Annotated in this window: 10 protein-coding genes; 5 read left to right on the forward strand and 5 right to left on the reverse strand. The window is 37.2% G+C overall.

Annotation, left to right across the window (positions count from 1 at the left end; translation table 11 throughout):
* Window positions 1–166: 166 nt before the first annotated feature.
* The 4 genes from GNF10_RS11075 to GNF10_RS11090 form a co-directional block, all read right to left on the reverse strand.
* Window positions 167–1,093: a glycosyltransferase family 2 protein gene (locus tag GNF10_RS11075; RefSeq protein ID WP_185607154.1), complete on the reverse strand. Its 927-nt coding sequence runs from the start codon at window positions 1,091–1,093 to the stop codon at window positions 167–169.
* A gap of 56 nt (window positions 1,094–1,149) precedes the next feature.
* Entirely contained in the window at window positions 1,150–2,472 is a 1,323-nt protein-coding gene (locus GNF10_RS11080; protein ID WP_185593218.1) for a flippase, read from the reverse strand.
* Between the two features lie 101 nt (window positions 2,473–2,573).
* Window positions 2,574–3,533: a glycosyltransferase family 2 protein gene (locus GNF10_RS11085; protein WP_185607155.1), complete on the reverse strand. Its 960-nt coding sequence runs from the start codon at window positions 3,531–3,533 to the stop codon at window positions 2,574–2,576.
* 61 nt (window positions 3,534–3,594) lie between these two features.
* Window positions 3,595–5,799 carry a polysaccharide biosynthesis tyrosine autokinase gene (locus GNF10_RS11090; RefSeq protein ID WP_185581644.1) on the reverse strand — a complete coding sequence of 735 codons (2,205 nt, stop codon included), beginning with the start codon at window positions 5,797–5,799 and terminating at the stop codon, window positions 3,595–3,597.
* 1,264 nt (window positions 5,800–7,063) lie between these two features.
* Here GNF10_RS11090 and GNF10_RS11095 point away from each other — a divergent pair.
* The 5 genes from GNF10_RS11095 to GNF10_RS11115 all read left to right on the forward strand — a co-directional run bounded on the left by GNF10_RS11095 (window position 7,064) and on the right by GNF10_RS11115 (window position 10,399).
* Window positions 7,064–7,486 carry a hypothetical protein gene (locus tag GNF10_RS11095; protein WP_185581573.1) on the forward strand — a complete coding sequence of 141 codons (423 nt, stop codon included), beginning with the start codon at window positions 7,064–7,066 and terminating at the stop codon, window positions 7,484–7,486.
* A 239-nt stretch (window positions 7,487–7,725) separates the two neighbouring features.
* On the forward strand, window positions 7,726–7,986 hold the full coding sequence (locus tag GNF10_RS11100) for a DUF3172 domain-containing protein (protein WP_185581572.1): 261 nt from the start codon (window positions 7,726–7,728) through the stop codon (window positions 7,984–7,986).
* Between the two features lie 627 nt (window positions 7,987–8,613).
* Window positions 8,614–9,633, forward strand: coding sequence for an RNA polymerase sigma factor, RpoD/SigA family (locus tag GNF10_RS11105; RefSeq protein ID WP_012408212.1), 1,020 nt, complete (start codon window positions 8,614–8,616; stop codon window positions 9,631–9,633).
* A gap of 84 nt (window positions 9,634–9,717) precedes the next feature.
* On the forward strand, window positions 9,718–10,215 hold the full coding sequence (locus GNF10_RS11110; RefSeq protein ID WP_185587828.1) for an ureidoglycolate lyase: 498 nt from the start codon (window positions 9,718–9,720) through the stop codon (window positions 10,213–10,215).
* Window positions 10,199–10,399 carry a hypothetical protein gene (locus GNF10_RS11115; protein ID WP_185592633.1) on the forward strand — a complete coding sequence of 67 codons (201 nt, stop codon included), beginning with the start codon at window positions 10,199–10,201 and terminating at the stop codon, window positions 10,397–10,399. Before GNF10_RS11110 ends, GNF10_RS11115 begins: the two co-directional genes overlap by 17 nt.
* On the opposite strand, the gene GNF10_RS11120 is transcribed toward GNF10_RS11115, so the two are convergent.
* The gene (locus GNF10_RS11120) at window positions 10,345–12,990 is read right to left on the reverse strand and encodes a CHAT domain-containing protein (RefSeq protein WP_311774149.1); all 2,646 of its coding nucleotides are present in this window, start codon (window positions 12,988–12,990) and stop codon (window positions 10,345–10,347) included. The two genes, GNF10_RS11115 and GNF10_RS11120, sit on opposite strands and share 55 nt — an antisense overlap.
* Between the last annotated feature and the right edge of the window lie 316 nt (window positions 12,991–13,306).

The raw sequence follows: 13,306 nt of genomic DNA on the forward strand, positions 1-13,306 counted from the left end.
GTATCTAGCTTATCGCCTCCAAGGGTAGATATAGAAATCTCTTGTGCAGGGTGTATGGTCAATGCCCCTACAGTAATGAGTAATAGTAAAACAGTTAATATTTTTTCTGTTAATTTTACCTTAATTTCTGACATTTAATCTGTCTATTATTTTACTAGTTGGGTTACTATTTTTTGACTGTTGAATAATTTAATTTTTTCTTCAATTCTTCTTTAAAAATATCCAATGCAGTTGCTTTATAGACTGTTTTCTGCGTAAAAATATCTGCCTCTATATTCCTCACAATAAACGGTGGATGCTTTAAGGGAAATTCTATCGCTTCCATCGACATATTAATGAAAGAAAATTCTTGCTTGGAATTGAAATGAGTTGCATCTGCACCAACACCAACATTAGAAATTAAATTGACATTGGGAATAATGCTTAAGCTACCCTGCATCCAGCAAGCAAATGTCCATTGATAATCCCAAGTTATACCTGTGGGATTGTTATAAATAGACTGAAATATTCGTCGCCAATAATTTACTGCTTTTGTATCTATAAGAATGTCATGTAAAAGGTTTTCTGCTTGCACCTCTTTCCAGAGTTTCATAGTCAAATCATAATGTTGCCAAGCACGTCTCCAACTTGCCCAACCCCAGCAGTGGTTATAACGAGAAAAATAGTAACTGTAATTTGTACGTTTTCGTCCAAATTGAACATTTTGGGCAGATATGGTGCCAATTCTAGTATCATACCTATATTTTTCCAGTAGTTCTTCACTAAATCTGAAAAAAGTCGGGTGAGGTATACAATCGTCTTCTAAAATAATTGTCTCTTCAACATTATTAAATACCCAATCTAAACCACTAGATACTCGTTTCGCACAACCTAAGTTGATATCAGCATAATTCTTAATAACTTCACATTCCCAATCAACTCTCTCAATAATTGCCCTAGTTTCTTCACATTTCTCTACCTCCCCTTCGCGGTTGCTGCGAGGGCCATCTGCAATGACAAAAAGCTTTTTTGGCTTGGCTTGGCGAATAGCTTCAAAAACTTTCTCTGTTTTTTGTGGGCGATTAAAAATAATAAAAGTTATTGGTGTTTGCATATTGGATTAATTTTGCTAATGTTAATTTATAGATAAAGGCTAAAGATAGTAGATAATCAAAATTTATAAAAAGGAAGTAGCGATCGCATCTGAATTTTGAATATTTTTTGCGTTCTTTTATCAAATGCATTGCATAGAAAAGCAGCAGAAGCTTGAGATATTATTGTTGCGATCGCAGCACCAAATCCTGCATATTTAGGAATTAGCAATAGATTAAGAATAATATTCAATATGGCCCCAAATAAAGTTTTACCTAAAGAAACATGATTCAAACTTTCAGCAATAAACCACGGTGATGTTGCAAGACCCATAAATACAAACAAAGAAGTCCAAATATGAACTGCTAATATTGGCCCTGCTTGTGCATATCCACTTCCAAACATCACCATAATTATCTTGTCAGATAGAAATGTCATTGGCAGAGCAATTGCAAAAGATATATATGTGAGGAGACGGAGTAATTTTCCTATTCGCTGATAATAAAGGCTTTCTGATTTTTCCTTAGCTGCGTAAATTGATGGACCAACCGAAGAGACAATAGCCGCCGGAATAAAATACCAAATTTCAGAAACACGAACCGCAGCAGAATAAATTCCAACCTCCTTATCTCCGATCATTTGACCTAACATTACCTGATCAATTCTCATAAAAATCATGATGGCGAACCCCGAAAAAATCAGAGGTAAGCTCTCTTTCAAAAGAATTTTTGCAGCAGTAAAGTTCCAACGCCATAACCACACTGAGGTACCTCTGGCTTGGTAAACAATCAGCAAGCCAATTGCACTCATTGCAAATTCTGCTAATGTTACCCAGGCAAAAGCTAACAATGGTGCTTTTGTTAAAATTAGTGCTATTTTGATGAGAGTATTTAGCAGAAAAGCTATATTCTTAGCGATTACACTGTATTTTGACTGCACCTGTGATTGAAACCACAGTTCAATAGTATCAGCCGCCCTAAAAATCCCTGCCATTCCTAAAATTGCAACTAGCCCTATCTTCAGTGTTTCATGCTCACCTAAGAAGAACATACTGCCAACCGCCAATAAGACAGAGGCAATTCCACCGAGCAACTTTAGCCAAAAAGTGGTTCCTAAAATTTCCTCTTTGTTTGATGATTGACGGACAATATGGCGAACTACTACATCGTCTAGTCCAAGAGTAAAAATCGGACTAAATAAGCTAACAAAGGCTAAAACATAGTTAAATAGACCATATTGCTGTACCCCTAAATAGCGTGCTACCCATACTCCTACTACCAAGCTTGCACCCATACGTAGAATGCGGTCAGCAAACAACCAGCCTGTATTAGCAATAATTGCACGTAACCCAGAACGAGATTTTAATTGCGATAAACTTTTAAGTCTTAATTTACTTAGCATTACTTTGTTTAACCATGTGATACTTTCTATAACAATATGCAAATTTTTACTACTTGCTCAATTCATCAAAATAGATTGAATTAAATTAGTATTTTAGATAATCATTGGCTACTATTTTTTAATTTCCCAGCCATCAAGATTTTTAAAAAGTAGTTGAATAATAAAACAATGCCCTTAATTTTCCAATAAATATTAGATTCAAATAAAAATATTATTTTCAAATATGAAATAAAATCTTGAAGTTTTGGAGATGGTATTGTTTTTAGCTCATCAAGAGAGGTGAAAGCCAATAATAATGGTAGGCTAAAATGGTTTTTTTGAATAATGTAATTAAATAAAGAATTGCGTTTCCAAAATCTTTTATATTCATAGTTTTTGTCTATATTTAAAAATCTCTTATTATGATACTGGTTATTCTGATGTATTCTATACATCACTAAAGGATTAGACATATAAAACTTTTTAGCCCCTACCAAAGAAGCTCCCCATACCAGGCAATCATCAGCCCTTACACACCAATCTTCTGTCTTTGGAATAGGTAAAAATTTTCTAATTATTTCTCGACGTATTGACAATGTTGAAGTTATGGAGCCAATCCATTCACCATTGCATAAAGTTCGGATTACTGAATAACCCAAATCTAAATCAACTGCATCAGCTTGAAATATTCCTTCTTCTGCCCCAAATTTTTTATATGCACAAAATAAGAAGTCACATTCACTACGTCTCTTATAAAAATTTAGGGCAGTTTCTAAATATTGAGGTTCATAAATGTCATCGGCATCTAAAAAAAATATAATCTCTCCAGTTGCAGCCAAAAAACCTTCGTTAAAGGATGATAATTGTCCTTGATTTTTTTCTTTGAAGATACATTTAACATTCTCGATTTGAGTAAATCTAGAAAGGACTTCCGCAGAATTATCTGTTGATGCGTCATCAACAACAATAATCTCATCAAATTTAACCGTTTGATTTAAAGCACTATCAATTGCGTCTGAAATAAATTCAGCATAATTGTAGTTATTAATTAAACAAGATGTTTTTATTTTGTTTTTATCCATATAGAATGTCTCCCAAATGCAAAAAGAATAAATTAAGATACTTGCAGTGACATTTATACGATTAATGCTCTTTGGTAAATTTGGTTAAACTGCTAGATACTAAATCTTCTTTAATTTCTCGTTTTTTGCTTTCAGGCAAATAATTATTAGACTCATTTTTAATATTCACACCATTAATGACTATCCCTAATACCTTCTGACCTGACTGATTTAAAAATTCTTTAGCTGCATTGGCACTGTTCAAGTCAACTACTCCAGGGCGAACGACTAATAGGATACCGTCCGTAAGGGTGCTTAAAACAGCAGCATCTGCTATTCCTGAGAGAGGCGGCGTATCAAAAATAACCAAGTCGTAATCTCTAGTAAAGTTACTTATCAATGTTGCCATCCGTTGAGAATCTAGCAGAGCTACTGGATTGGGAGGCAAAACTCCAGAAGTAAGAACTTCTAGATTAGGCATCACTTCTTGAACAACTGCATCTAAAGAAACTTGACCAACAATGACATTACTTAGTCCATCTGTATTGTTTAGACCCCAGACATGATGCTGTATGGGGTTACGCATATCTGCATCCACTAGTAAAACTCGACGACCCGCTTGAGCCATTGTCACAGCTAAATTTGCAGATACGTCAGACTTTCCTTCTTTGCCAACAGAACTTGTGATTACAATGCTTTTGAGCGGTTTATCAGAACGAAGGAACTTCAAGTTTACTTGGAGTATCTGGTAGGCGTTACCAAGAGGGAAATAAGGAATATCTCTGCCAATAATTTTGGGAATGGGTCTATCAATTCCTGCTATGGAAGAATGAGCTTTAGGATTTTTGCTCTGTGTAGGAATTACTCCTAAAACAGTATATTTCAAGACTTCTTTAGCCTCTTTCACTGTCTTCACTGAGCGGTCTATCAAGTCTAAACTAAAGGCGACAATGATACCCAAGAAAAGACCAACTGCTCCTCCACCAACAATAAACAGGATTTTGCGAGGCCCTTCGGCTTTATCGGGGACTAAAGCTAGAGAAATAACACGAGCATTAGCAATCTTTTGGTTCTGTGCAATATCGATTTCTTGGCGTTTCTTTAAGAGGGTTTCGTAAGTTGTTTGAGCTGCTTGCAGTTTCCGTTCTAGCTCTCGTTGAGTTTGTTCTAGTCTTGGCAAATTATTTGCTCGTTTGATGAAAGCATCTTGCTGTCGCAAGAGGGTGGCAATTTGTCTTTCTAGACCAACGCGTTCTGCTTGAGCGCGAGTAATATCTGCAATTAAGCTTTGGCGCAGTTGCCCAAGCTGTAAACTTCCCTCTGTTATCTGGGCTGTCCCAGCGACTTGTCCTGTCCGCTCTTTCAACAAGTTCTTAAGAGCTACGACTTTTTCTTCTAAGCTAGTAATTGTTGGGTGTTCAGGTGAAAAACGAGTCCGCTCTATTGCTAGTTGACTTTCCGTTTCTTGGAGTTGGATAAGCACTTTTTGAACCCCAGGTGCTTGACTCAAGTCAGATGCGATTACACCTTGCCGTGAATCTAACTGAGCTTCACTGCCTAACTGTTGTAAACGACCTTTGACATCATCTAATTGAGCTTGAGCTTGAGAAATTTGATTTCCTAGCTTGGAAATTGTGTCGACTGCTGCGGTTGCTTCTTGTTGCAGCACAACAACTTTATTTTGTTCTTTAAATACCCGCAGCTTTGATTCGGCTCTCCTGACGACTTCCTCAGCTTTGGGTACTTCTGTTACAAGAACCCCTTTGGCTGTCCGTGCTTCATCCTGATTAGCCTGGATATTTAAATCGATATAACTTTTGATAACTTCATTGACGATTTTGGCAGCCAGTTCAGGGTCGTTGTTTTTATAAGAAATTTGTACAACATCAGTGCCTTTAATTCCTTCTATTTTTAGTTGGGTCGCTAAGTCGCGAATCGACAGCATTTTGCCTTTCTTATCTTTGAGGTTGAGAGTATTAATTGTTCTGTCAATAACTGGATTTGAGCCAATAACTCTCACCTGGGTTTCCAGGGGATTGTCGTTTATATTCAAAGCTTCCAAGCGTCCTATGTCGTCCGGTAAGCCTGTGAGTGAGGAAGATCGATTTGTTTTAATCATCAAACTTCCTTCTGCCTTGTATGAAGGTTTTTGTGAAAAGGCATACAAGCATCCAAAGCTAAGAGCGATGCTAAAAATTCCGACTAGAGGTAGCCAACGCCGTTGAATAACTTCTAAGTATTTCTGAATATTTACTTCTTCAAACTGTGGTAAAGATTCCATTGTCATAATAAAAAAGTTTTCAAATAATGACTATTTGTATTTGTAGTAGATTTTTCTCGGTATTTTAGAGCAAAAGTATTATAAATTACTTCGTATTGCTAGTGTTCGCTGTATCATATTGATGATTTTGTTAATGTTCAATTCTTTTAAAACCAAAGTATTGTCGGATATACTGCCTTACGGAATATATTCGACTAAACTACGCACAACCTGTTCGCTGCATATATATTAGATAGCTTAATAAGTAGCGATTTTAACTTACAGTGATTTATACTATCCTGATAGAAACAACAGGATAATTCATAATTTTCTTCGTAATTTATTTAGCTAGTGTTCGTTTGTTGGCTTAACTCACTTTTGTGTTGATACTGATGTAATTATTGATTAGTAATCTAACATTCAATATCATATTATGTAAGAACACTTAATTGAAGAACTTTACAAAAAATTCATATAATATGCCCGTATATTCCCTGCACATTCGCTAATTTTGAAAATATGAGAGTAATTAATACCTTAAGGGTAAGGAATATACAATTTTGCCAGCCTACAAGCAATGTAAGGATTTCAGAGGTAGGCTTTTCGTAGTGAAAAGAGACAATTGGAAAGATTGTATGGATATTTACGTAAGCTTTTTAAAAGCTTTTAGCAACAATTAATTCTTACTCTGAATAACAGTAAGTTTGGCAATTATCCAGGATTGACAATACTAAAATTATCTGAGTTGAGTATTGAAGTTGTAATAACTCGTACTCAATTCAATTTGCCCAGACTGATGAAGGTTATTTGATGTGGCTTGAGGTGTGAAAATTACAACACATTTCCCATACTTGGGTTTATATCCCAATATTTTAGGTTCCCCTGTAAACTTGCAATCACCTTGTTTATATTCTGCTATGGATGCAAAATACGCTTTCCACGATTTCTCTAGCAGTTTAGATTTTGTCTTATCAGTGTAACTGTATGGTAACACGCTATAGAGATAAACGGCTAGTAATACGGGTAACGAAATATTAATTCGTACAGTTACAACGGGAAATAGATAACAGGGTAGTGTCAAATTGAGATGTGTTAGAGGGAGGATGGATTGCTTAACTACCCCCTTTTGGATAAAAGTCTATGTAAACTTAGACTCCACTATATTTTTAATGAAGTTTAGCCATACTCCATAGTACCTGTGTTAATCTGAAGTACTCAAACTAGACTGCTATTTTTGGGTGTTTGTGTCTAGCGAATTGTAATTATTAGACTGACATCAAGAGATTGAATTATGAAATCCTCTTTTATCACCTTAGTGGTTGTAATTAGCGCACTCTTTCTATCTCCGAGTGTCTATGCTAACCAAGAGAATCTTCCCATTGTAACAGTTGATGCTGATGCTCCAGAGGAGCCGTTTCACGATCGCAATCAGGCTGGAGTTTTATTGACGGAACCAGCAACGATTACCACTACATGGAGTAATTTTACGGGACAGCTTAATAATCCCAAACAAACTGCCGAATCAGTTTCGCTAGTTCAGGAACGAGGATGCCAAAAGATGAGTCCGCTTGAGTTCATCAATAATCCAGACGCTTTTTTTAAGGAATGTCAGAAGCCAACAACTACCCAAAGTTCTCAAACTACTGAACCAATTGAGTATTTTAAGGTTCCTAAACTAGATTCTGGTATTAGTGTGACAGTTACTAAATTTTGATATAGAAATTTTTTGAGCCAGAGATAACTAATTTTTGGTAGTGTAATTTATCTAAATAATTTACGCTCAAACATGGGTCATATATTTATGTTGGCTGCTCTGTTTTAGCTCAGAGCAGAAAAGCTTTGCCGGAATGTTTACCAAACCCACCAGTAGGTTGTGTAATCGTAGATACCCAAAAAATAGTAGTCTTCGATGATTTCCGACTGATTGTATAAGGAAAGAATCTTGTTGTAAGCATGTTATGCAAGAATCAACTACCTACCTCTAAATGCAAATCTTTTCGTTTCAATAAGATATTAGTAGCGATCACAGGTGCTACTGTCTTGCCAAGTACTATCCTTGGTGCTAGTGTTACCACTGTTACCACTTTTATTCCAAAAAATGTTTCCAAGAGCAATCAAATTGATGATACCGCATTCAATGCAGATGTCTGCGTGCATTATGACACAAGTACAATTGTCACAAATACCTGCGTCTTCGTCATCCTAAATCCCTAATTATAAGTATTGAACCGGACTCCTAAAGGAAGCTGTTTTTGAGCAGGAGAAGTGCATTCGTTTATATTTCAAAATCGGCTGCTATGTACTCGGTTTGAGATGGTTTTATTATCTAATAAAAAATAGAAGTAAAAAAGGGATATTTTATATTTAATTAATTTCACTTAATGGGAATTACATAGATGTATATCCAGTCCATGAGAATTTTAAAAACTTTGTGATTTAACAATTCAGAATTGTGTTGGTATTTACTGTTAGTGATTTATCTTTTGGGGATGAAATCTTTGCTTGGCCAAGGTTTCATTTTTCTGTTAACTCCATTGGATAATTTAAGTAGACATAATTGTGTTTCTAAATATGCAATTTTTCAGAATAAAATAGTGGAATCATTTCAAAGGATATAGTGATAATACTTTAGGGTAATTGATTTGTGACTAGTGATAATGTTACTATTATGGGGTGGGTTGATTTTGGGTTTATTATCTCCAACAATTGACTTGTAATGTATCATAGACCAGAATTCATCAGTATTGCCAATTGATTGATTAGCAGTGTGAAATGGCTATGGGTCTGAATATATAGACTTGATACCACTAAATTGATGAGGTTACAGAGGAGCAAATAACCATGAGCAACTTAACATCTCCACCTACCGAAGTTCAAAAAACGAAGAAAAAAAGTTTAGCCGCAGATAAAAAACCTCGAGCTACAGATGATATTGTGCGTAGTTATCTGCAAGAGATCGGGCGTGTAGATTTGTTGACTCGCGAACAAGAGGTTATTTTTGCCCAACAAGTGCAGCTGATGATGAATTTATTAGCCGCGAAAGAAGAATTAGCTGTGAAATTAGACCACGAACCCACACTACAAGAATGGGCAGATCGAGTGGAGTTAGGTGCTGAGGTACTAGAGCTACAGTTAAGTCAGGGCCACCAAGCCAAGCAGAAAATGATTCAAGCTAATCTCCGGTTAGTGGTAGCAGTGGCTAAGAAATACCAGCACCGCAATCTGGAATTTATGGATCTAATTCAAGAAGGTACTTTGGGTTTAGAGCGAGGGGTGGATAAATTTGATCCTGCTCTTGGCTATAAGTTTTCTACCTACGCTTACTGGTGGATTCGTCAAGGAATCACGCGAGCGATCGCTCAACAAGGACGGACAATTCGCTTACCGATCCATGTCTTTGAGAAACTGAACAAAATTAAACGGGTACAGCGAGAATTATCTCAACAGCTAGGTCGCGTTCCCACTACTGCTGAAATTGCTAATGCGTTATCTTTGACACCTAGCCAAGTTAGAGAGTGTTTATACTTAGCTCGTCAACCTTTCTCGCTAGAGGCGCGAGTTGGTGAACAACAAGATACAGAATTGCAGGACATCCTAGAAGATGACGGCCCTTCTCCTGAAGACTATGCTGTTGAAGAATCTCTCCACCAAGACTTACAAGACTTGTTGGCAAAGTTGTCTCCGCAACAGCGAGAAATATTAACCCTGCGATTTGGTCTGACTGATGGCTATGAACTTTCTTTAGCACAGATTGGCGATCGCATGGGTATTAGTCGAGAACGGGTACGTCAGATTGAGCAAAAAGCTCTCAGTCTCCTCCGACGACAAAAGGAACAAGTACGTAGTTATTTAGCTAGCTGAGGTTATTTTTCCACAATTTAGAGCAATAAAATTTGGTCATTTTGGAGGAAAATAAACCTAAGCAATCTTTATCAAAGATTTGATATGGGCACATCAAAGACAGTGCAACAATTGCAAGCGCAATGGGTGAGTTCTGAAAACTTTCGGCGTTATGGACAAGTAATTTTTGCTAGTCTTGATGGCAAAAGTTACGATGTGGAAGATGCCCAGTTAAACCTGCAAAACGGGATTCCACGATTTTATATCATGCGATTGGAGAAGAGAGGGCGAAAGTTTCACAAAATTACTCGCCATGTACAATGTACTCAATGCCTGGGTTCTTTGGAAGGTAAGGATTGGTTAATTGCTGTTTGTCCTCCTCATAATGATGTGAATGAACCATTACTAGAAGAGATTGCCGCTTTTCGCATTCCGGGGAATTGTTTTATCAAGCTACATCAGGGTACTTGGCACGCTGGCCCCCATTTTGACCATGAAGCTGTGGATTTTTATAATTTGGAATTAGCTGATACAAATGTGGTGGATCATTTGACTCATGATTTTTTTAAGAGTCATCAATTAGAGTTTGAGATGGTTTTATAAATGTGGTTCTCCTAAACTTGCGATCGCTTCTTTTGTGACTTTCCGAGTATTCGGCTATCAACCTAGAATCGTTGCAGTGCATCCTCTATTCGCCAACTTTATCCTCAAAGGAGTTGGCGATTTGGGCTTTCAAAGCCAATTACCGATCGCAATCATTGGTGCCCAATACGCAGGATTGTCATAGCTGGGATTCATCCCCTGAGATGATAATTTCTTAGCATGAATCATTCTAATTTGAGCTTGTTGCAATGCTTCTGCAATACTCATGCCAGCGTTGCGATAGTTGCTGTAAAATGTTTTGACTAGTTCGGATGTTGATTGATCGCTGACACTCCACAAAGATGCGATCGCACTTTTAACCCCAACTTGCAATGCAACTCCAGCTAATCCTAGTGTGGCCCGATCGTCGCCAACTGCGGTTTCACAGGCAGTCAATGTGAGTAATTCGACGCTAGCCGATTTGCTGGTGAGGTTTCGCAGTGAGTTTTCTAATTGACTAATGGTAAGTTTCTGGTTTTTGCCTGTGACAATGAAGGTGTCTTCAGGAATGATCCCAAATTGGGCATGGCTAGCTATGTGGACAATAGGATATGTGGTTTTGTCAAGTGTTTTCTCAAAATTTTCAGGGGAAAAGTTTTCATCAATGAGGTCGGTATGATTAGGAAATATACTTTTAACTGCGCTAACTTCATTGGGAACAGCAAGAAGTTTATCAAAAATCTTCCCGTCAATTGTGGCTTTTTCAGTTAAACCCAAAATTAATGCTTTTTGTGTACTGCGATAACCTCCGGTCGGTCGGAGACCATCGCGGGCTTTGGGTGTGGTAAGTCGTAAACTGGGGGTTGTAGCAATTGCATAAGTTTCGACTAAATATTTCTGTTGTTGGCTGTCGTAAAGTGCTGCCATTGGAACGCTACGCAAAAATCCATCCTGAATAAACACCAAGGTTTTGACTTTCTCCGGCTTGATATCCTCAGCAAAGGGGCGAATTATCCAATCATAAAGCTGTGCCGCAGTTGTTGTATCGTAGTTAAATTCTTCTTGTCCTTTAACTAATCCTGTGCGAAACTCGGCAATTTTTTGCTGTAGGGTGTTGCTGCTAACTATTTTACTTATACCTTCTTGATTAGGGTCTTCAATCCACCTAAATTTAGTGGACTGATTGGGTAATTGCAATAACATCCCAGTTTTGCCTTCTAAAATTATGGAACTCAAAAACCCAGTATTCTTAAAGGCTACACTATTATCTTTGAGGAGTTCTCCCACCTGTTTGGGATTCAAGGCACTTAAAATGCAATCATTACCAAAATAATTCTGTAATTCTGCTAGTTTCAAAGCATCGATGGTTTTAACTACTTCTGATAATTCCTTGGCGCGTCGTTCATCGGCGATTGCACCAACTCCTAGCAAATCGAGCCGCGACTGTGCCAAGGTACGATACAATGGTCGCACAACATCGCGGAAGTCAAATTGTACATCTCGTTCGGCAGTTAAAATATCGCTGCGGATATCTTCGAGGGTATCAAATGCTCGTTGATAGGATGCGATCGCTTCTTCTTTTCGATTCTGTCGATCTAAAATTCGTCCCGCTTGCCACTCCCACAAATACAAGCTATCTTTTGCACCCAACTTGTTATCTGCTGCTACTATTGCAGTTTGAGTATATTTTAATGCTTCTGTTTCTTGCTTTGGTTGACACTCCCAGAAATGACCCAAAGCGCCGTTAGAATAAGAAAGTAGACGATTATCTTGTAAATTTTGACTTGCTGTTACTGACTTCTGTAGCAAGTTTAATACATCTGCATTGGGTAAAATAAATTTATTTGGACAGTAAGTAAAAGGTGAAGTTCCTTTAGCATCTGATTGCAAGTATGCCAAATCAATTGCCCCATAGACTTTTGTAGCTGAATCTGGTAAGAGTTCAAGAACCTTCAAAGCATCATTAACGCTTTGATTAAATTCCTGATCGTTAATAACTTTGTTCTTATTTGTCTGGGAACCCAACTGAATTAAATTTAACAATCCTCGCATCTCTGCTAAAGTTTGTTTTTGGTCGGTAGCGAGTTTTGCACTTTTCTGAAAATATTGATGAGCTTGCTTATAGTCTTCTATAGACTTTTGAGTAAATTCATTTTCTTTACTATAAATACCAGCTTTATTTGCCGAATCTGCTTGTAACTCTCGCAATTGAGCGCGACTTTTGTAAGCATTACCCAAACTATTTAACACTAAAAAGTCATAAGCTGGATAAACTTGTTGTGCTACGTGCAAATATTTAATTGCTTGGTCATAATTGCCAATTAAGCGATATGCTTCACCGAGAATCCCCAAAGCTGCAACTTGACCGCTTTTGTCGTTGTATTTGGTGGCAATTTGTGTAGCACTGTCTGGAGTGCATTCTATTTTTTGACTTTTATCGGCTAGTTGACCACATAAAAGTGCGATCGCTTTGCGGGGTTGTCCCAAATTGCTGTAAACTTGGGCTAGTTCTGACTTCATACGTCCCACTTGCTGGATATTTGCTACAGCGCCATAGTCATGAATTGCTGCTGATAAGGATGCGATCGCTGCTTTATTTTCTCCTATTTGTTGGTAAGCACGCGCCAAATTTTCATTTACAACCGCCGTAGCTGAAGGATTATTTTTATACTGATTTAATGCATCTTTCCAGTGTTTTACCGCATTGTGAAAATTTCCGGCATCATAGTCTTTAATTCCTTGTTCAACTAATGCAGTTACATTTGGAGTTTGTGCAGATACGACTTGTCCAAACAAAAGACATGTTAGTAAAGTTGTCAAAAATAATACTTGAATAAATCTATGATGCCGATTTGGTTTTTGGTGTTGCTGAGTAGAAAAATAAATTAGCCTCTTGCAGAGGTTTCCAACCTTCAGCAATATCTGCATCCACCAACGCGCGGAGAATAATATTTTAAGATATTTACTTTTACTTTTCTTATTTTTCCACATAGATAAAATGTTTATTTAGCTTTTATTGTTTAAATTACCAGAAATTAGCAGAAAAAACTGAATTTTTTAAAAGTGTGCAGTTTTCTGCAATTTATCTAAAACAGCAACAAGATTCAGACTG

This window comes from Nostoc sp. UCD121, from assembly GCF_014222285.1.
Lineage (GTDB): Bacteria > Cyanobacteriota > Cyanobacteriia > Cyanobacteriales > Nostocaceae > Nostoc.

What these genes read in the sequence shown, in the direction of transcription:
- GNF10_RS11075 (WP_185607154.1), bottom strand. Translation starts at nt 1,093, where the DNA reads ATGCAAACACCAATAACTTTTATTATTTTTAATCGCCCACAAAAAACA.
- GNF10_RS11080 (WP_185593218.1), bottom strand. Translation starts at nt 2,472, where the DNA reads ATGCTAAGTAAATTAAGACTTAAAAGTTTATCGCAATTAAAATCTCGT.
- GNF10_RS11085 (WP_185607155.1), bottom strand. Translation starts at nt 3,533, where the DNA reads ATGGATAAAAACAAAATAAAAACATCTTGTTTAATTAATAACTACAAT.
- GNF10_RS11090 (WP_185581644.1), bottom strand. Translation starts at nt 5,799, where the DNA reads ATGACAATGGAATCTTTACCACAGTTTGAAGAAGTAAATATTCAGAAA.
- GNF10_RS11095 (WP_185581573.1), top strand. Translation starts at nt 7,064, where the DNA reads ATGAAATCCTCTTTTATCACCTTAGTGGTTGTAATTAGCGCACTCTTT.
- GNF10_RS11100 (WP_185581572.1), top strand. Translation starts at nt 7,726, where the DNA reads ATGTTATGCAAGAATCAACTACCTACCTCTAAATGCAAATCTTTTCGT.
- GNF10_RS11105 (WP_012408212.1), top strand. Translation starts at nt 8,614, where the DNA reads ATGAGCAACTTAACATCTCCACCTACCGAAGTTCAAAAAACGAAGAAA.
- GNF10_RS11110 (WP_185587828.1), top strand. Translation starts at nt 9,718, where the DNA reads ATGGGCACATCAAAGACAGTGCAACAATTGCAAGCGCAATGGGTGAGT.